General features: G+C 52.9%; 15 protein-coding genes. 6 read left to right on the top strand and 9 right to left on the bottom strand.

The window, feature by feature from the left end:
* Positions 1-18: 18 nt before the first annotated feature.
* The 4 genes from ACTF5M_RS02435 to bchF are packed head-to-tail and all read right to left on the bottom strand — an operon-like array spanning position 19 to position 6,845.
* Positions 19-3,558 (bottom strand): magnesium chelatase subunit H, encoded by a 3,540-nt coding sequence (locus ACTF5M_RS02435; protein WP_438959510.1) that lies wholly within the window; start codon positions 3,556-3,558, stop codon positions 19-21.
* The gene (bchB, locus tag ACTF5M_RS02430; RefSeq protein ID WP_438959509.1) at positions 3,548-5,083 is read right to left on the bottom strand and encodes a ferredoxin:protochlorophyllide reductase (ATP-dependent) subunit B; all 1,536 of its coding nucleotides are present in this window, start codon (positions 5,081-5,083) and stop codon (positions 3,548-3,550) included. The genes ACTF5M_RS02435 and bchB overlap by 11 nt, the downstream gene beginning before the upstream one ends.
* Positions 5,080-6,348: a ferredoxin:protochlorophyllide reductase (ATP-dependent) subunit N gene (locus ACTF5M_RS02425; RefSeq protein WP_438959508.1), complete on the bottom strand. Its 1,269-nt coding sequence runs from the start codon at positions 6,346-6,348 to the stop codon at positions 5,080-5,082. The genes bchB and ACTF5M_RS02425 overlap by 4 nt, the downstream gene beginning before the upstream one ends.
* Positions 6,345-6,845 (bottom strand): 2-vinyl bacteriochlorophyllide hydratase, encoded by a 501-nt coding sequence (bchF, locus tag ACTF5M_RS02420; RefSeq protein WP_438959507.1) that lies wholly within the window; start codon positions 6,843-6,845, stop codon positions 6,345-6,347. Before bchF ends, ACTF5M_RS02425 begins: the two co-directional genes overlap by 4 nt.
* A 283-nt stretch (positions 6,846-7,128) precedes the next feature.
* On the opposite strand from bchF, the gene ACTF5M_RS02415 reads away from it, so the two are divergent.
* From ACTF5M_RS02415 to idi, 6 genes are read left to right on the top strand one after another with little or no spacing between them, the layout of a single operon-like run.
* Positions 7,129-7,917 carry a cobalamin B12-binding domain-containing protein gene (locus ACTF5M_RS02415; protein ID WP_438959506.1) on the top strand — a complete coding sequence of 263 codons (789 nt, stop codon included), beginning with the start codon at positions 7,129-7,131 and terminating at the stop codon, positions 7,915-7,917.
* A gap of 32 nt (positions 7,918-7,949) precedes the next feature.
* Positions 7,950-9,365: a transcriptional regulator PpsR gene (gene ppsR / locus ACTF5M_RS02410; RefSeq protein WP_438959505.1), complete on the top strand. Its 1,416-nt coding sequence runs from the start codon at positions 7,950-7,952 to the stop codon at positions 9,363-9,365.
* Between the two features lie 54 nt (positions 9,366-9,419).
* Positions 9,420-10,322 carry a chlorophyll synthase ChlG gene (chlG, locus tag ACTF5M_RS02405; RefSeq protein WP_438959504.1) on the top strand — a complete coding sequence of 301 codons (903 nt, stop codon included), beginning with the start codon at positions 9,420-9,422 and terminating at the stop codon, positions 10,320-10,322.
* Complete coding sequence (locus ACTF5M_RS02400) at positions 10,319-11,599, top strand: BCD family MFS transporter (protein WP_438959503.1); 1,281 nt, start codon at positions 10,319-10,321, stop codon at positions 11,597-11,599. The genes chlG and ACTF5M_RS02400 overlap by 4 nt, the downstream gene beginning before the upstream one ends.
* Positions 11,600-11,602: 3 nt before the next feature.
* Positions 11,603-12,778 carry a geranylgeranyl diphosphate reductase gene (locus ACTF5M_RS02395; RefSeq protein ID WP_438959502.1) on the top strand — a complete coding sequence of 392 codons (1,176 nt, stop codon included), beginning with the start codon at positions 11,603-11,605 and terminating at the stop codon, positions 12,776-12,778.
* 25 nt (positions 12,779-12,803) lie between these two features.
* Positions 12,804-13,319, top strand: coding sequence for an isopentenyl-diphosphate Delta-isomerase (gene idi / locus ACTF5M_RS02390; protein ID WP_438959531.1), 516 nt, complete (start codon positions 12,804-12,806; stop codon positions 13,317-13,319).
* A gap of 76 nt (positions 13,320-13,395) precedes the next feature.
* Here the strand turns inward: idi and ACTF5M_RS02385 are convergent, their stop codons facing one another.
* The 5 genes from ACTF5M_RS02385 to ACTF5M_RS02365 are packed head-to-tail and all read right to left on the bottom strand — an operon-like array spanning position 13,396 to position 18,447.
* On the bottom strand, positions 13,396-14,886 hold the full coding sequence (locus ACTF5M_RS02385) for a mannitol dehydrogenase family protein (protein WP_438959501.1): 1,491 nt from the start codon (positions 14,884-14,886) through the stop codon (positions 13,396-13,398).
* The gene (locus tag ACTF5M_RS02380) at positions 14,874-15,644 is read right to left on the bottom strand and encodes an L-iditol 2-dehydrogenase (RefSeq protein ID WP_438959500.1); all 771 of its coding nucleotides are present in this window, start codon (positions 15,642-15,644) and stop codon (positions 14,874-14,876) included. Before ACTF5M_RS02380 ends, ACTF5M_RS02385 begins: the two co-directional genes overlap by 13 nt.
* Entirely contained in the window at positions 15,644-16,648 is a 1,005-nt protein-coding gene (locus ACTF5M_RS02375) for an ABC transporter ATP-binding protein (RefSeq protein WP_438959499.1), read from the bottom strand. The genes ACTF5M_RS02380 and ACTF5M_RS02375 overlap by 1 nt, the downstream gene beginning before the upstream one ends.
* Before the next feature lie 21 nt (positions 16,649-16,669).
* The gene (locus ACTF5M_RS02370) at positions 16,670-17,503 is read right to left on the bottom strand and encodes a carbohydrate ABC transporter permease (protein WP_438959498.1); all 834 of its coding nucleotides are present in this window, start codon (positions 17,501-17,503) and stop codon (positions 16,670-16,672) included.
* Between the two features lie 5 nt (positions 17,504-17,508).
* A complete protein-coding gene (locus tag ACTF5M_RS02365; protein WP_334067598.1) occupies positions 17,509-18,447 on the bottom strand; it encodes a carbohydrate ABC transporter permease in 939 nt (312 codons plus the stop codon).
* Between the last annotated feature and the right edge of the window lie 140 nt (positions 18,448-18,587).

Here is an 18,587-nt window from a genome sequence, read left to right as displayed (position 1 = left end):
ATTTCTCCCTATGCGGCTCTATTGCGCCGCAATTCCTTCCATTTGATCCTCGAGCGCATCGGCCGCATCTTGCAGCGCGGCGAGTGTTTCCGCGTCGGGGGTCCAATAATTTCTGTCGCTTGCTTCAAGCAGGCGATTGGCCATGCGTACCGAAGCTTGCGGGTTCAGATCCGCCAGCCGCTGGCGCATCGCGTCGTCAAGAACGAAGGTTTCAGAGAGCCGTTCATAGACCCATTCATCCACTTGGCCGGTCGTTGCAGACCAGCCCATCGTGTTCGTTACGCACGCCTCAATTTGGCGCACGCCTTCGTGTCCGTGCTGCAGCATTCCTTCGAACCACTTTGGGTTGAGGCTGCGCGATCTAGTCTCAAGGGCGACTTGCTCAGACAAGGTGCGCACCTTTGCATCACCCATTGTTTGATCGCCGATGAATACAGCTGGCTCAGCGCCGCCTTTGGCGCGCTTTACCGCCCGGGCAATACCGCCGAGGGTGTCAAAATAGTGGTCAACGGTGGTGACACCCAGCTCAACACTTTCAAGGTTTTGATAGGCTACATCCACATCTTTAAGCTGCTTTTGGAGCAGTTCTGCTTGTGCCGCCGCCTTGCCGTCCATTCCGTAGGCGAATGACTTGCGTGCCTCGTAGGCGTCGGCCAGCTCGTCTTCGTCATCAAATGCGCTGGCATCCACCAGGGCGTTTACGTTTGAACCGTAAGCGCCGTTGGCATTGGAAAAGACCCGCAGTGCTGCGGTTTCCAGATCAACATCCATTTGTTCTGCGTAAGACAGGGCATGTGCACGCACAAAATTCTGGCTAGTTGGTTCATCTGCGGCTGCGCATTTATAGGCGGCCTCAGCCAACATCTTGGTTTGTAAAGGTAGCAGGTCGCGGAAAATACCAGACAGGGTCATAACCACATCAATGCGTGGGCGCCCCAGCTTCTCGAGGGGAATAAGATCAGCCCCTGACAATCGGCCATAGCTGTCAAAGCGTGGCTTTGCGCCCAGCAAAGCAAGGGCTTGTGCGATCGGGCCACCATCTGATTTGATATTGTCGCTGCCCCAAAGCACCAACGCGATGCTGCGCGGAAGTTCGGTTTGAGCGTCTAACAACACTTGGGCCTGCTTTTGGCCGTCGCGCAATGCAAATTCTGTTGGCATTCTAAACGGATCAAACGCGTGAATATTGCGGCCTGTGGGAAGGACATCGGGACTACGGATCAGATCACCACCCGCAACAGGGGCAATATAGCGCGCACTTAATGCACGCATTAGCGCAGGTAACTCAGTGTCGTCTTGCAGCAGTGCATCGACGCGCGCGCGAGCCTCAGAAGATTGATCAGCCATTGTGGAAACGTGATCATGACGCGCCGCATCAGACATGGGTTTGCCAACGATATGGAGCCCCTCGGGGATCAGCGCGTGTTCTGTTTCAAGCAGCTTAAGCCACAGGCTTTCAGGATCACGCCCGTTCATATCAACAGCGTTTGCTTGGTCGCGGATCAACTGCTCTAGGTCACTGCGTGACGGATCGTTCTTAGCAGTGCCACGGTACCGCGTTAACGTATCTTTCAGGGCGTTTAAGCCTTTATAGAGACCAGACTTGGCAAGTGGTGGCGTCAGATGCGTAATGGTTACGGCGTTACTACGACGTTTTGCTAACGTGGCTTCAGATGGATTATTCGATGCGTAGAGGTAGACGTTTGGCATCTCACCGATAAGCCTATCTGGCCAATCCTGCGCGCCGAGACCTGCTTGCTTGCCCGGCATGAATTCAAGTGCGCCGTGCATCCCAAAATGTAGCAAAGCATCAGCTTGATATGTGTTGCGGAGCCACAAGTAGAATTGGGCGAATGCATGGGTAGGGGCGAACCCTTTTTCAAAGAGTAACCGCATCGGGTCACCTTCGTACCCAAAAGTTGGCTGAACACCGACAAAGACGTTTCCGAAATGTGCGCCCAAGATGAATACGCCGCGCCCGTCTGATTGAACCTTGCCGGGGGCGGGCCCCCAAACGCTTTCAATGGCCGCTAGGGGTGGCGTGTTCTCAACGATATGATCGGCAGAAACGTGATCGGCAACGTTAGCTTCTTGACCGTATTGGCCGCTGTTGCCCTGCAAAACGATCGTGCGAAGGCTGTCCACATCTGCGGGCACCTCAACCTCATAGCCGCTGGCTTGCATTTTTGTCAGCGTATTGAAAAGGCTCTCAAATACGGACAGATACGCGGCGGTTCCAACGGCGCCGGCGTTTGGTGGAAAACCAAACAGCACAATGCCAATCTTTTTGTCAGCGTTTTCCTTACGGCGCAGATTAGCGAGCCGCGCCACTTTTTCTGCCAACACATCAATGCGTTCATGACACGGTGCCATAGCTTTGCTGATGGTACTGGCTTTGCACATATACGCGCAGCCCTGACAGCCCGTTTCACTGTGGCGACCTGCGTAGACTGTGGGGTTTGTGGCGCCGTCAATCTCGGGCAGGGCGATTAGCATTGTCGTTTCAACGGGGCCAAGGCCACCATCGCTAGACGACCATTGGCTCAGCGTTTGAAATTCAAGCGGATGAGCAGCGACATACGGAACATCAAGCTTTGTAAGTGTCTCGATTGCGGCATTGCTGTTGTTGTAGGCCGGGCCGCCAACAAGACTGAAACCGGTCAGCGATACCATCGTATCGACACCGTCGAAGTATTGCTCAATGGCGGGGCGGCCATCGAGGCCCCCCGCAAAGCCCGCAATAACGCGCATTCCTTTTGCTTCAAACGCGCGGATAACTGCATCATAATGAGCGCAATCCCCCGACAGGATGTAGCTGCGCAACATCAGAATTCCGACTGTTGCAGTTGCATCGCTTTGCGGCAATTCAGCAAGATCAGTGACGATTTTCGTGCCTGTAAGGTCTGGGTGGTACAGGCCAACTTCGGGGTAATCGATGGGGGCGGCGGCCTCAATCTCGTTCCAACCGCGATTTTCAGAGTACCGGCTTACCAGGAAGCGCAGCATGGCCTCAAGGTTGTCGTCCGATCCACCAAGCCAATACTGCATCGACAGAAAATACGCGCGGAGATCTTGAGCTTTGCCGGGGATGAACTTCAGAATTTTAGGCAGGCGGCGGAGCATTTTCATCTGGCCTTCGCCTGATGCCTGCTTACCTGTTTTTGGCTTGAGCTTTTTAAGGATGGCCATGGCGCCAGAGGTCGGCTTGGACATATCCAAGTCGCCCATCTTGGTCAGGCTCGTAATGCTTGGGTCCGCAATCACGCCAACAAATGCATCAAGCGAAGGTCTGCGCGCGATCATGTTCGGCAAAACCGCCTTCAGGTGATCTTCAAGAAACAGTAGATTGCCCACAATAATATCTGCATGGTCGATGTCGTGACGTGCGGTTGCAAGTGCTTCTGGGTTGTCCCCCCATTCAGCAGCTGCGTGAACGCTCACTTCAAGGCCTGGAAAGTCAGCGCGCAAGTTTGGCATGGCGCGCGCGATTGATCCGCCGGCATGGCGATCAAGCGTGACGATAGCCACGCGATAAGGGATGCTTACCTCATCGCGCATAATGGGCCTTCGCCTCGTAAAGTGTATCGACTGAAATTTCAGTCACGCCTTGATCCAGAGCGTATTTTTCAGTGTTCCGCTTGGCTTTGCCGCGTACAAAGAAAGGAATTTTCTTTAACTCGCGTTCTGCGTCTGCGAGCCAAACAGCAACATCAGTGCCTTCTTGAACTGTTGGCGCGACGGGCGCCTCAGCAGGACGATCAATTGGTTTTGGCGCATGTCCGCCGTGATGGCTTGGTCCCGCTTCATCGTGGAATTCAAAATCATCGCGGAACATGTGCAAAAGATGCTCTTCAAGGCCCATTACAAGTGGATGGATCCATGTATCAAACAGAACGTTCGCGCCTTCAAATCCCATAACGGGAGAGTAGCGCGCAGGGAAATCTTGTACGTGCACGGGTGCGGAGATAACGGCACAAGGAATGCCAAGGCGTTTGCCGATGTGTCGCTCCATTTGGGTGCCGAGGATCATCTCAGGTTGGAGCGCTTCAATGGTTTGCTCAACCTCAAGGTAGTCATCGCTGATCAGGGATTCGACGCCAATGTCTTTGGCAAGTGCACGGATGTCGCGTGCGAATTCGCGATTGTAGCAGCCTACGCCTACAACTTCGAAACCCATCTCGTCTTTTGCAACGCGGGCTGCGGCTTTCACGTGGGTGCCGTCGCCAAAGATAAAGACGCGTTTGCCAGTCAGATATGTGCTGTCGACAGATTTGCTCCACCATGGCAATCGCAAGCGGCTTTCGTCCACATTAGGCTCTATTCCGCAGATTTGGCATACCTCTGCGATGAAATCACGGGTTGCGCCAACGCCCATTGGAACCGTTTTTGTGTAAGGCTGCTCAAAGCTGCGCTCGCACCAGCGTGCTGCGGCCTCCCCGGTTTCAGGGTAAAGCAATACGTTGAAATGTGCAGCGCCCATGCGGGCAATGTCGCTTGGTGTTGCGTCAAGAGGGGCGCAAACATTCACATCGATGCCAAGCTCGTAGAGGAGCGCTGTGATTTCTTGGATGTCATCGCGGTGACGAAAGCCCAATGCGGTGGCTCCAAGGATATTGCAAGAAATCCGTGACGTGCGCTCGCATGGTTTGGCGAGAGATTTGACAATCTGGTAGAATGTTTCGTCGGCCCCAAAGTTTTCTTTGCGAGAGTAGCTGGGTAATTCCAACGGAATGACTGGCACATTAAGGCCCATAGTTTCCGCAAGGCCGGCGGGGTCATCTTGGATCAATTCAGCGGTACAAGAGGCGCCCACAATGATCGCTTCGGGCTGAAAGCGATCATACGCGTCTTGGCAGGCGTCTTTGAAGAGATGCGCCGTATCACTTCCCAAATCGCGGGCTTGAAATGTGGTGTATGTAACTGGCGGGCGATGATTGCGCCGCTCAATCATAGTGAACAGAAGGTCCGCGTAGGTATCGCCCTGTGGGGCATGCAAAACGTAGTGCAGCCCTTTCATTGCAGTTGCGACACGCATCGCACCAACGTGTGTTGGGCCCTCATATGTCCAAACGGTGAGCTTCATAGGTCAAGCACCTCGCGGCGGCGGATGGGACGCGAGAAAAGCCCAGCAAGATCACCGGCTTGCTCATAGAAGTGAACCGGTGTGAAAACCAACTCGATCGCCCATTTGGTTGTAAGGCCCTCGGCCTCAAGTGGGTTTGCCAATCCTAAGCCGCAAACTGTGATATCGGCGCGGGCCTCGCGTGCGCGGTCCAATTGCAGATCAACGTCTTGTCCTTCGGAAATAGTTGGACCTTCTGGGATGAGCGCGAGGTCAGGGCCAACAAGGCCTGCATGCAGGTACGGCGTTCCGATTTCGAGCGGGGTCATCCCGCATTCGGTTGTCAAGTAACGCGCTAACGGGACTTCGAGCTGGCTATCAGGAAAGAAGAAGATTGACTTGCCGCGCAACTCTTTCGCTTGTGCATCAATTGCCTTGCGGGCGCGGGCGCGCGGCGCTGCTGTGACGCGCTCAAAAGTGTCTTCATCGACACCAAACTCAAGAGCAATTGCACGCAACCATGCGGTGGTACCTTGTTCGCCAAACGGAAACGGCGCAGGAATATGGCGTGCGCCACGGCGCTCAAGCTCTGCGTGGGTATCACCCAAGAAAGGCTGTAGAAGCGCAAAAACTGTGTTTTCGCCAATGCCATATTGATCCGCTGCCCGGGATGCAGGCAAAGTTCTGATTGGACCAACGCCCATTTCAGTAAGTAGCGAGACAGCTTGATCCTCGACCACGTCAGGCAAAGCACCCACTAGGAGCAATTCGCGTTCATCGGTATTGGGCAGTACTGGCACCATTGAGGCCAGACACGCGTCCTCGCCTTGGGTGAATGTTGTTTCGATACCAGACCCACTGAAGTTTAGAACGCGGACGTTAGGCGCATATTCTTGGGTCATACGCTCCGCTGCGCGTGCAAGATCCAGCTTAATCACCTCTGAAGGGCATGATCCGACCAGAAATAATTGCTTAATGTCAGGCCGTCTTGACAGTAGGCGGGCAACTTCGCGGTCAAGTTCAGTGTGTGCGTCAGCAAGTCCTGCAAGATCCTTTTCCTCAAGAATCGCGGTGCCGAAACGGGGCTCTGCAAAGATCATGACGCCTGCTGCTGACTGCAAAAGGTGTGCGCAGGTACGGCTTCCGACGACTAAAAAGAATGCGTCTTGCATCTTGCGGTGTAGCCAGATGATGCCTGTGAGACCACAGAAGACTTCCCGCTGTCCACGTTGTTTCAAGACGGGGCTATTGGCGCAACCAGTTGAAATAGGGCTGTGATCATTCATGCTGTTAGGCCTTGATTTGGAGTTGCTTCAAGGCGGGCCATCCGGAGTTTCCAAACGAATTGCGCGGCGTTGAGTACATAGATTACATAGGCTGCGAGTGCGACTAGCATTTGTGCCTTGGGAGAGAGCGCGCCGCTCCATAAGGCCCATAAATAAAAGGTATGAATCGCAATCACGACGAAGCTTACAGCGTCTTCCCAGAAGAATGATTGCGCAAAAAGATAGCGGCCAAACACAACTTTTTCCCAAATCGCGCCTGTCACCATAATTGTGTAGAGCGCGAAGGTTTTTAATAGAATTGATGCGGTTGCCGCTGCGTAACCTTCGCCAGTCATTAGGTACCTAACAACAAGGACTACGGAGACGAGAAAAATGATGAATTGCACGGGTGCAAGAACACCCTGCACGAATGTCCAGATGGTCGCGTCTCGGCGGGCGCGTTGCTCTGGTGTATAGAGACTACGGCCCTGATTTTTGTGCGACGATTGCGCAGACATAAGACCGACTCCCTGACAAGTGGTGTGGGGTGAGGGTGGTCTGAAATGGGTAATGTGTCAACTAAAACTTACACCCAAGAGTTGACATATGCCAAAGTGAGCATTTGTAAGCTGGGCTTTGCATTCTGTGCGAAGTTTGGTGTTTGAGCCTTGGGAATACCCCGTGGTGTCTAATTCTTTTTACAATGGGTATAGAATCTAGGTTACATGTGTTAGTATGACTTCAAGCGGCTTGTTTGAGTCGTTGGATCGGCCCCGCCTTTTGGGGTCATTAGGAGCTAAAATGTCGGATCGAAAGATCAGCCAGCGCCGCCACGCCCCGAAAGTTGATAGTCTCGCCGAACGGGTTTTGATGAAGCTCGCGGACGAGCGCGCAAATGCCTTGAGCGATGCGCGGCCCGATGTTTTGTTTTCATTGTGCAGTGCTATCAGGGACTATGACCCGAGCGCCCGTGATGTTTGGCGCACAGAAGCCAAGATGCTTGGTCTGACAGACGAAGAAATTTGTGACGTCTACATTCCAGAGGCTGCTCGTGTGATGGGCGATCAGTGGTGCAAAGATGAGGCAAGCTTTGCAGATGTGACCATCGCGGTTGCGCGTCTTCAGGGTATGCTGCGCGATTTGATGCCGCCAGCCGCACAGGCGAACGCCAATAAAGTTGTTGTTGGACCAAGCGTCCTGATGGTCGTTTTAGAGCGGGATTATCACACTCTGGGTGCGGGAGTTGCTGCTGCACAATTGCGCCGGTCCGGCGTCTCGTGTCGATTGCTGATGGATAAGCCTGTGAAGGTGGTCGCAGAAGAAGTGTCTAAATCGTCATATGACGCAATTATGATATCCGCATCTGATGGTGAAAGACTTGAACATATTCGTGAATGTATCTTAAATATACGCAAGACGGCTAAGCAGCATGTGCCAATTATTGTAGGCGGCTCGCTCCTAAGTCAGAAGCTGGATATTAAGGCACTCACTGGAGCAGATCATGTGGAATCAGATCCGAAAAGAGCATTACAAAAATGCGGTCTGATAGTTTCAAACCAAGGCGCGCCACGCCCGAGAAAGAAAGTCTGAAGCAGAATGCATATGATTTTGAAGGCGCGCACATGACCTCGCGTGGACAAGAGTATTGGGCGGGTAGTTCGATGCCGTTGGTGAGCCCGGACATTTTGGGCCAGCTTATTGCTGCAACGTCTGATTTGGCATTTGTGATCTCGCTACATGGCGAGGTTCTCTCTGTCATGAGCAAGAAAGCAGGCGCAGACTTTGGCGCGGTGCATCGTTGGCAGGGGCGTAATATTCGCGATGTGCTGACATCTGAAAGTGTCGATAAACTTGATGCAAAGCTTGAGCTGTTTCTTGCTGGCACTGATTGCGAGCGTCCGATTGAGCTGAACCACGTTGAAGCGTCAGTGCAATTTCCTATCCAATACACGTTCCACAGGCTTGGACCTGATGGCAGCTTGTTGATCCTTGGCCGTGACTTGCGTCCGATTGCGGAAATGCAGCAGCAGCTGGTGAAAACGCAAATTGCTCTCGAACAAGATTACGAGCAGCGCCGCGATTTTGACACGCGCTATCGCGTCTTAATGGAGGCGAGCACCGATGCGTTGGTCTTCATTAACGCGACCTCTGGTCGGATCGCAGATCTGAACCGTAATGCGGCAAAGCTATTGGGTGCGTCCCGTGATGATTTGATGGGCGGTGCTGTTGCCCAGGTCTTTGATGGTCGTCGCAAAGGCGAGCTGCTGGAAACGCTGCATAACCTTGCAATTTCGGATAGTTTTGCTCCGATGGAGCTTATGGTGCGGGCGTCTAAACTTACGCTTTCTGTTCAGCCGAGCCTATTCCGCGCGGCGGGTGAAAAGCTTTTGTTATGTCGTTTGGAAAATACAGATACCGGTAGCCGTATCGGCGATGCCTTTGTTGAAGATTTGCAGTCCTTTTATGAGGAAGGCGTTGATGCAATTGTCTTTACGGATGCGTTAGGTGTTATTCGCTCCGCTAACGATAGTTTCCTAACTCTTGCGGATGCAGGTCATATTACGAACGTGAAAGGTCGCCAGATCAGCGATTTCTTGGTTCGTGGGGGCGTTGATCAAAAGGTGCTTCTTGAGAACGCTGCGCGTACAGGTCAAATGCGGATGTACGCGACTAAGTTGATCGGAGATTATGACGGTAGCCGTGCCGTTGAAATTTCTGCGACTTATTTGGCAGATACTACTAGCCCAAGCTTTGTTTTTGTCATCCGTGATACGAGCCGTGCTGAGCTAGGCCGCCCTACTGCTGGTCCTGTAAGTGATGATGCTGCTCAGTCTGTGATGGAGCTGGTTGGTAACGCAACTCTCAAAGATATCGTTGCGGACACCACTGATGTTGTTGAAAAAATGTGCATCGAAACGGCTGTTGAGTTAACGGGCAATAACCGTGTCGCAGCTGCAGAGATGCTGGGTCTGTCGCGACAGTCGCTTTATGTGAAGCTGCGTAAATTTGGCCTTTTGGCAAAAAGCACAGACGAATAGCGTCAATCAGCTTTTACACTTGTTGAATCGCAAAATGTAATGTTTAGTTGACACATGAGTGTCAGCGAAATTAGCCATTCCCGCACTTTGCCCGAACCCCGTGCAATGCTCCGCCTGATCAAGCCGATCACGTGGTTCCCACCTATGTGGGCATATCTTTGCGGTATTGTCAGTGCAGGTGTCTCTCCAAGCGGCCAATGGTGGCTGGTTATCTTGGGCGTTTTGCTTGCAGGCCCCATCGTGTGTGGGATGTCGCAAGCAGCTAATGATTGGTGCGACCGTCATGTAGATGCGATCAACGAGCCCGATCGCCCCATTCCTTCGGGGCGTATTCCTGGGCGTTGGGGTCTTTGGATTGCTCTGGGTATGTCCGTTCTGTCACTTGCCGTCGGATATCAGCTTGGTTCTTGGGGTTTTGGCGCCACAATTATTGGGGTGCTTGCTGCTTGGGCTTATTCTGCCGAGCCGGTCCGCTTGAAGCGATCTGGATGGTGGGGGCCTGGGCTTGTTGGGTTATCCTATGAGGGATTGCCATGGTTTACGGGCGCAGCAATTCTCAGTGCGACGGCGCCGTCCTTGGAAGTCTGCCTGCTTGCATTGCTCTACGCCGTTGGCGCGCATGGCATCATGACATTAAACGATTTTAAGGCCCTGGAAGGCGACCGCGTGATGGGCGTGAACTCTTTGCCTGTAACAATGGGTCCAGAGCGCGCAGCGAAACTCGCCTGTTGGGTTATGGCGGTTCCACAGGTCATTGTCGCTGGTCTTTTATTTACATGGGACCGCCCGCTTCATGGGCTTGCTGTGGCAGGTGTTCTTGCGTTTCAACTTTGGGCAATGCGCGTTTTGCTAAACGACCCAAAGGGTAACGCGCCGTGGTATAATGGAACAGGTGTCACTCTTTATGTCAGCGGTATGATGATAGCTGCGTTTGCAGTACGGACGGTTGGCCTATGACGCTTGGTTGGCTCTCAATTGTGCGGCTTGGTCTGGTCCAGACATGTTTGGGTGCGATTGTTGTACTCACAACTTCGACCCTAAACCGTTTGATGGTTATTGAACTGGCATTGCCCGCAGTCCTTCCAGGACTTCTTGTTGCGTTGCATTACGGTATTCAAATGACGCGCCCAAATTGGGGGTTCATAAGTGACCAAGGGGGCAATCGGACGCGCTGGATCATTCTGGGCATGATTGCATTGGCGCTTGGCGGATTTGGTGCAGCCCTCGGGGTTGTTCTTTTGCAAACCCTTTGGATTTCGGGGCTGTTGCTTTCAATAGTCAGTTACGCACTTATCGGGCTTGGGGTAGGTGCCTCTGGCACGTCACTTCTTGCGTTTCTGGCTACATCAACGGCCCCACATCGGCGCGCAGCAGCTGCCACAATAACATGGCTAATGATGATTTTCGGTATTGCAGTGACCGCTGGTACTGTAGGTGCGTTCCTTGATCCATATTCACCCGAACTTCTGCTGAAGATTGTTGCTATCGTATGTGTATCTGCAGTTGGTGTTACGATGCTGGCTACACTAGGTATTGAAAGAGGCATCACCTCACACCTTTCGACCGCTGATCCGATGGGGTTTGCCGAAGGTCTCCGCGAAGTGTGGTCAGAGCCTAAAGCACGCATATTCACCATCTTCGTTTTCCTTTCGATGACCGCGTATTTCATGCAGGAACTTATTCTTGAGCCTTACGCCGGCCTTGTTTTTGGATTTACGCCTGGTCAATCAACGTCCCTGTCGGGTGCGCAAAACGGTGGCGTGTTCATTGGAATGCTTACAGTAGGAATTGCCGCCACGGGCCTTCGTCTTGGCCAGTTACGCCATTGGGTTGTTGCGGGTTGTCTTGGCTCTGCTCTGACACTGATCTTTATCACGATCATCGGTCAACTGGGGCATATTCCGCTGACGCCGTTCGTTGTGGGTTTGGGCTTTTTCAACGGTATGTTCGCTGTTGCTGCAATTGGCTCGATGATGGCACTTGCGGGCGACGGTCGTGAGACACGTGAGGGGACCCGAATGGGTCTTTGGGGCGCTGCCCAAGCGATTGCCGCAGGTTTCGGTGGCCTTCTTGGTGCCGCGGCTGTTGATCTTATGCGCGGCCCTTTGCCAGACGCGACGGCTTTCGGTGCTGTCTTTTTGCTCGAAGCATCTCTCTTTTTAGCCGCGGCGCTTATGGCTAGCCGCACCATGGAAAACCGTGCGCCAGACGCGCGGCTGATCGCAGGAGAATAACTAATGTATGATGTTGTTGTTGTGGGGGGTGGACCTTCTGGTGCGACGGCTGCCGAAGACTTGGCACGCTCGGGAAAATCCGTGGCAATGCTTGATCGGGCAGGGCGGATTAAGCCTTGCGGTGGTGCAATTCCACCAGTTGCAATTACTGAATTCCGTATCCCTGATGAGCAACTCGTGGCTAAGATCACAACGGCTCGGATGATCAGTCCCACGGGCCGGAAAGTAGATATTCCGATTGAGAATGGTTACGTCGGAATGGTTGACCGTAAAGACTTTGATGAATTCTTGCGATGCCGCGCGGCTGATGCAGGGGTTGCGCGCTTTACGGGTACATTTCTACGTATTGAACGCGATGACGGCACAAAGGTGATCTACCGCGATAAAGAAACTCGTGAAGAAATGGCGCTGGAAACAAAGCTGATCATTGGTGCTGATGGCGCACGCTCGGACGTTGCCCGTGCCGAGGTCCCTGGCGGTGATACCATTCCTTACGTAATCGCGTACCACGAGATTATTGAGGCGCCGACGCTAAGCGAAGCTTACGACCCCCTGCGGTGTGACGTGATCTATGACGGTAAAATCTCGCCGGACTTTTACGGTTGGGTCTTCCCCCATGGTACCTCTGCAAGCGTTGGTATGGGGACTGGCATTGAAGGCGTTGACCTTAAGCAGGCAACGGCAGATCTGCGAATGGCGTCAGGTTTGAGTGGTTGCAAAACCCTGCGTAAAGAAGGTGCGCCTATCCCGCTTAAGCCGCTAAGTCGATGGGATAACGGCAAAGACGTTGTTCTTGCGGGCGACGCGGCTGGTGTTGTTGCCCCGTCATCTGGGGAAGGAATTTTCTACGCGATGGCCGGTGGCCGTGCAGCTGCAACTGCAGCGACGGCGTGCCTTACGTCTGGTCGTGTGAAAGATCTGCAGTTGGCACGCAAACTATTTATGCGCGAACATAAAGGCGTGTTCAAAATTTTAGGCGCAATGCAGGAGGCGTATTATAAAAGTGACGAGCGCCGCGAACGGTTTGTCAGCCTGTGCCATGATATTGACGTGCAACGGCTTACGTTCGAAGCGTATATGCATAAAAAGCTGGTGGCGAAACGGCCCTTGGCGCACATCAAGATCGGTATTAAGAACGTCGCGCATCTGATGGGGCTCGTGAACCCGCTTCGAACGTAAGGGTGCGCAGATGAAGGATATAGCTTTGGACGTGATGATCCCTGCGTGGGTTGATGGTGTTCTGACACCGGTCGAGAAACTCGAGGTGCATCAGCGTGGCCTGCGTCATAAGGCTGTATCTGTCTTCTTACTTGCGGGCGATAAAGTGCTGCTTCAGCAGCGTGCCATGTGCAAATATCATACACCGGCTCTGTGGGCGAATACCTGTTGTACGCATCCTGATTGGGACGAGGATGCAGCGGTATGTGCTGAACGCCGTTTGACCGAAGAACTGGGGATCGTTGGTGTTAAGCCTGTGTTTGCGGACACGGTTGAATACCGCGCGGATGTTTTCCAAGGCTTGATCGAGCACGAGGTCGTTGACGTTTTCGTGGGTCATGTTGATCAAAGCTTGGGTGTAGACCCTAATCCAGCGGAAGTTATGGACTGCCGCTGGATGTCTTTCGCTGAAATCGATCAAGCGATCGACACTGATCCGGCTCAATTTACGCCTTGGGTCAAAATTTACATGGATCAGTTCCGTCAGCAAATATTCGGCTGATCCACCGTCACGTTTAGCATTTCTTCGCTCGACGTGACGGTCTTACCTGACTGGGGAGTACAGTTGGATTAGCAGGTTACGCAGACTTTTTGTGATCAAAGGCGGTGTATTCATTCATTGCCGCAACGCATCCTTGATCCCAAATGATCGTCAGCCAACGGCAAAAAGCGTCATGAAATGGCTCTGCATCGCGCAAATCACCGTAGATATTGCTCTGGTCCAGCCATGCGGTAGGCTGCTCTTTCGCTTCCAATGCTGTGGCTTTCAGCTCACCCCAAATTGGATCGTTCGCTTCAATGATTGTGCCGTCTTCGCGTGTACCGGCGCACATTCGCGCCCAAAGAGCTTCGACCAAGGCAAGGCCGCTCACAGATCGACCTGCTGCGAGTTGATCATGCAGGACAGGTAACACGAAACCAGTGTGGCGCGCAGACCCATCAAAGGCAACGCGGCGGGTTGTGTCAACAATACGCGGGTTTGAGAAACGTGCTTCGATCAAATCAACATAAGCCGCGGGTGTCTTGCCGGGAACAGGTGCCACGGTTGGCGCAATCTCGTCGCGCTCAACCTTGCCAAAGAAAGTACGGATCGCCGAGTGCGTCATGCAGCCCGCAATCGTTTCGATACTTAGTGTTTCGCCAACGTTTGCGATAACTTGATGGCCGGCATTAAGGATGCGAATTTTCATGGTTTCAAACGCGTGGACATCGTCGGAGAAGGTTACTCCAACCGTGTCCCAAGCGGGGCGGCCTGCGCAGAATTTGTCTTCAATCACCCATTGGCGGAATGCTTCGTGCGTGACTACAGCGGCGTCTTTGATCCCGAAATCATGCGCAAGGGCAAGTTCTTTCGGACCCGTTACGGGCGCGATACAGTCGACCATAGAGTTTGGAAAAGTCGCATTGCCATCAATCCAATCCGCAAGGTCTGGATCAGAAAGACGCGCCAACGATACGACAGTCTGGCGCAAGATATCACCGTTGCCTTGCAAGTTGTCGCAGCTCAATCCTGTGAAAGGCGCGTGATCCGCCGCGCGGCGTAGCTTGAGGGCTGCAACCAGTGCGCCAAAGGCGGTGCGCGGCGTGTCGGGGTGGGCGGCATCGTGCAGCAAATCTGGATGCGCTGCGTCAAAACCTTTAGTAACGGGGTCGATGTAATAGCCGCTTTCAGTGACTGTCATTGCAACAATACGAATAGCAGGGTCAGCCATTTGCGCGATGAGGGGCGCATTCCCTTCCTCGATAGGCAGGTAATCAATCATGGAGCCAACGACTTCTGCAGAAACGGTTTCAGGGTCCAGTTCAACCAACGTCGTCAGGCAATCCTGTGCCAAGAGTTTTTCACGCATTGCCGCATCATAGGGCCGCACACCTGCGCCAATAATGGCCCAATCATGGGCTTCTCCTGCTTGCATCAAACGATGCAAATACCACGCCTGATGCGCGCGGTGAAAATTACCAACGCCAATATGCACGATACCAGGGGTGAGGGCGGTGCGATCGTATCGCGGGTGTTCAACGCTCAGTTGATCCAACGTCGCATTAGAAAGGGAGATCAGCTCATCCATTGTCCACCATCCACATTGTATGTTTGCGCCACGATGTAATTCGCCGCATCGCTGGCCAGAAAGATGGCCATGCCAGTGAGGTCTTGGGCTGTGCCCATGCGCCCATAGGGAACGGCGGCACCAACCTCTTTTTTCTTCTGTCCCGGTGCTTTGTTCTCATGCTTGACAAAGAACGCATCCACGCCGTCCCAATGCTCACCGTCCACCACGCCGGGTGAAATCGCGTTTACGTTGATCCCATGTTTAATCAAATCGAGACCAGCGGATTGGGTCAGGCTGATTACTGCGGCCTTGGTCGCACAATAGACCGCTACGAGTGGTTCACCGCGACGACCAGCTTGCGAGGCCATGTTGATGATCTTACCACCTTGGCTACGTTCGATCATGTGGCGTGCCACAGCTTGCATGGTGAACAGTGTGCCCGATACGTTGATGTCGAACACGCGTTGATAATCTGCGCGCTTAATTTCAACGATGGGTGCAGCCGTAAATACCGCCGCGTTGTTGATTAGAATGTCGATGTGACCGAACTGCTCAATCGTAGCGGCAACTGCGGTGTCAATGCTTGCTGGATCTCTGACATCAATATGCACAGCAATAGCACGGTCACCTAGCTCACCAGCAGTTGTTGCAGCACGTGTGCCGTCAATATCGGCAATCGCTACATGCGCGCCTTCAGCGATGTATGCCTCAGCAAAAGCGCGCCCGATACCTCGGGCGGCTCCTGTAATCAGTGCTGTCTTGCCAGCCAGTTGCATTACTCGATCCGCAATCCAGCTGTGTCGAACTTGTGAAGCTGCGTTTCGTCTGGTGTGAGGAAAATCTCTTCACCATGCTTGAATGTAGCATCTCCCGCTGCGCGGACTGTCATTGGGTCACAGTCTTCGATGCCATGGACGTGGACGAAGGTATCAGACCCCAGATGCTCGGCCACACCAACCGTGCCTTGCCAAAGGCCACTGGTTTTAGAGGCAGTCACATGCTCTGGACGAATGCCAATCGTTTCAGCGCCATATTTTTTAGCTACTGCACCTTCGATCAGATTCATCTTTGGGCTACCAATGAAACCAGCGACAAACTTGTTGCGCGGCTTGTGATATAGTTCCAGTGGCGAGCCGACTTGCTCAATTACGCCTGCTTGCAGCACGACGATTTTATTGGCCATCGTCATCGCTTCGACTTGGTCGTGCGTCACGTAAATCATCGTTGTCTGCATACGCTCATGCATCTCTGTGATCTCAAGACGCATCCCAACGCGCAATGCCGCGTCAAGGTTTGAGAGCGGCTCGTCAAAGAGGAATGCAGACGGATCTCGCACAATCGCTCGGCCAATGGCCACACGCTGACGCTGACCGCCAGATAATTGGCCCGGCTTGCGGTCCAGATAATCAGTGAGGTTCAAAGAGGCAGCCGCCGCCTCAATACGCTTGTTCTGCTCTTCCTCGCTCATGCCTGCCATACGCATCGGAAAGGCGATGTTCTTGCGCACTGTCATATGCGGGTAAAGTGCATAGGACTGAAACACCATCGCTAGGCCGCGTTTGGAAGGAGAGACTGAAGTTACGTCTTCGTCGTCGATCAAAACCTTGCCGGATGTTGTGTCCTCAAGCCCTGCGATTAAGCGCAGCAGAGTTGACTTCCCGCAGCCTGATGGCCCAACAAAGACTGCAAATTCACTGTCTTCAATTGTGAGATCCAATGGAGGGATGACTTGTGTTTCACCAAAGCTCTTGGTCACTTGTTCAAGTACGATACGTCCCATGATATTATCCTATTCTAGGTATTACTTGACGGCGCCAAAGCTGAGGCCTTGGACCAATTGTTTTTGACAGAACCAGCCCAAGACAATGATTGGGCCAACAGCAGCTGCGGAGACAGCGGAGAGACGTCCAAAAAATAGACCCTCTGGTGCGCGGTTCCCTTCGATGAGTTTTGACAGGGTCGCGGCGTCTGTTGTCGTTAAGCGAACCGTCCAATACGCTTCGTTCCAGCAAAAGATAAAGCAGAGCAATGCTGTTGATGCGATGCCGCCCCATGCGAGTGGGATGAGGATCTCTTTGATCTCTCCCCATGTGTTCACGCCGTCCATTTGGCCTGCTTCGATGATCTCTTTTGGGATCTCTTTGAAGTAGGTGAAAAGCATCCAGATCACGATCGGAACGTTAATCAGGCACAGAACCAGAATGACCATGAAGTGCGTATCAAACAGCCCCAGACTTTTGGTCAGGAAGGTCATCGGGTAAAGGACTGCCGCTGCGGGCAGCATCTTGGTTGAGAGCATCCACATCAGGACATCTTTAGTTGCGCGTGTTGGGTTGAACGCCATGGAGTAGGCACACGGAATACCAACTGCGAGCGCGAAGATCGTCGCGAACACCGAAGTGATGACTGAGTTGGTCGCAAAGCGCCAGTAGTCATAGTTGTCGGTCATGTTGGTATAATTCTCTAGCGTCGGCGTGAAGAAGAACAAGAATTCTGGCTTCACCGCATCCGCATCTGTCTTAAAACTTGTAAGAACAAGCCAGAAGATGGGGAAGAAGAACAATAATCCAACAATCCAGGCCAAAAGAGTGCGGCTGATTTGTCCGTATTTCGAAGACTGTGCAACAATCGCCATGTCCGTTACTCCATCAATGTCTTGCCAACCATGCGCAGCAAGAAAATTGCTACGATGTTGGCTAGGATGACGGCAAAGATTCCTGTCGCGGAAGCTGCACCGATGTTGTTGTTGGCAAATTCACCAATCAAATAAGGCAAGTTTTTATTCCCGTTGCCGCGGCTTACGATTTCGATTTCCGCATAAAGCGAGAGGTGGAAAATCGCTTGGATCATCACCACAATCGCAATGGGACGACCCAGATGCGGTAGCGTCAAAAAGCGGAACTGCGACCACGTGCTTGCCCCATCAAGGATGGCAGCTTCTTTTTGTTGCTGATCCTCAGACTGCAAGGACGTCATGAAGATCAAGATTGCAAAAGGAGTCCACTGCCATGTGACCATGATGATCACCGCATAAGCAGAAGTTTGCGTTGCGCGGAATGAAATCGGGGTCAATTCAGGCCAAAGCGAGAAGAACCAGCCAACACCGGGTGCGGCCCTCAGCCCATCGACTAGGTCGTTTATACTGCCGACGGCGATGCCCTGTAGGCCGAGAACTGGGTCAAGGATCATGTTAATCCACAAAACTGCGTTTACCGCTGGCATGACGAAGAAAGGAGAGATCAAGAGAACGCGAACGATGCCTTGTCCGGGGAATGACTTGTTGATCAACACGGCGATCAGAACGCCAAGGATCACGGTCAGGAAGAGAATGCTGCAAACAATCAGAAGGCTGTTCTGGATCGCAAAAATAAAATCTTTGGACTTCAGGACAAATTCGTAGTTGCCAAAACCACGCCAGTTACTGAGGGCGGGTGTCGTCCACTCTGGTTTGCGCAGGTTATTCAGCACATAGCGAATAAACGAAAAATAAAGCGTCATCGAAAGCGGCACAAGCATCCAGATCAACAGCAGGACAACTGCCGGAGACTGAAGCAAGCGTGGAAGCGTTCTGTTAGACATGACTAGAGATCTCCTGCGAAGCACGTTGCTCGCGATGTTCTAAGAGTAATTTAACTGAATGGTGATTGGTATGCTGTTGTGTGGCGGTCGATCTGGGCCGCGACGCCCACTGTTCGTCTAAAGTGGAAGGCCCGACCAGA

Source organism: Nereida sp. (assembly GCF_965655635.1).
GTDB lineage: Bacteria > Pseudomonadota > Alphaproteobacteria > Rhodobacterales > Rhodobacteraceae > Nereida.
Note: the sequence above shows the minus strand (reverse complement) of the source record. Positions and strands in the feature narration are given on the sequence as shown.

What these genes read in the sequence shown, in the direction of transcription:
- ACTF5M_RS02435 (WP_438959510.1), bottom strand. Translation starts at nt 3,558, where the DNA reads ATGCGCGATGAGGTAAGCATCCCTTATCGCGTGGCTATCGTCACGCTT.
- bchB (WP_438959509.1), bottom strand. Translation starts at nt 5,083, where the DNA reads ATGAAGCTCACCGTTTGGACATATGAGGGCCCAACACACGTTGGTGCG.
- ACTF5M_RS02425 (WP_438959508.1), bottom strand. Translation starts at nt 6,348, where the DNA reads ATGAATGATCACAGCCCTATTTCAACTGGTTGCGCCAATAGCCCCGTC.
- bchF (WP_438959507.1), bottom strand. Translation starts at nt 6,845, where the DNA reads ATGTCTGCGCAATCGTCGCACAAAAATCAGGGCCGTAGTCTCTATACA.
- ACTF5M_RS02415 (WP_438959506.1), top strand. Translation starts at nt 7,129, where the DNA reads ATGTCGGATCGAAAGATCAGCCAGCGCCGCCACGCCCCGAAAGTTGAT.
- ppsR (WP_438959505.1), top strand. Translation starts at nt 7,950, where the DNA reads ATGACCTCGCGTGGACAAGAGTATTGGGCGGGTAGTTCGATGCCGTTG.
- chlG (WP_438959504.1), top strand. Translation starts at nt 9,420, where the DNA reads ATGAGTGTCAGCGAAATTAGCCATTCCCGCACTTTGCCCGAACCCCGT.
- ACTF5M_RS02400 (WP_438959503.1), top strand. Translation starts at nt 10,319, where the DNA reads ATGACGCTTGGTTGGCTCTCAATTGTGCGGCTTGGTCTGGTCCAGACA.
- ACTF5M_RS02395 (WP_438959502.1), top strand. Translation starts at nt 11,603, where the DNA reads ATGTATGATGTTGTTGTTGTGGGGGGTGGACCTTCTGGTGCGACGGCT.
- ACTF5M_RS02385 (WP_438959501.1), bottom strand. Translation starts at nt 14,886, where the DNA reads ATGGATGAGCTGATCTCCCTTTCTAATGCGACGTTGGATCAACTGAGC.
- ACTF5M_RS02380 (WP_438959500.1), bottom strand. Translation starts at nt 15,644, where the DNA reads ATGCAACTGGCTGGCAAGACAGCACTGATTACAGGAGCCGCCCGAGGT.
- ACTF5M_RS02375 (WP_438959499.1), bottom strand. Translation starts at nt 16,648, where the DNA reads ATGGGACGTATCGTACTTGAACAAGTGACCAAGAGCTTTGGTGAAACA.
- ACTF5M_RS02370 (WP_438959498.1), bottom strand. Translation starts at nt 17,503, where the DNA reads ATGGCGATTGTTGCACAGTCTTCGAAATACGGACAAATCAGCCGCACT.
- ACTF5M_RS02365 (WP_334067598.1), bottom strand. Translation starts at nt 18,447, where the DNA reads ATGTCTAACAGAACGCTTCCACGCTTGCTTCAGTCTCCGGCAGTTGTC.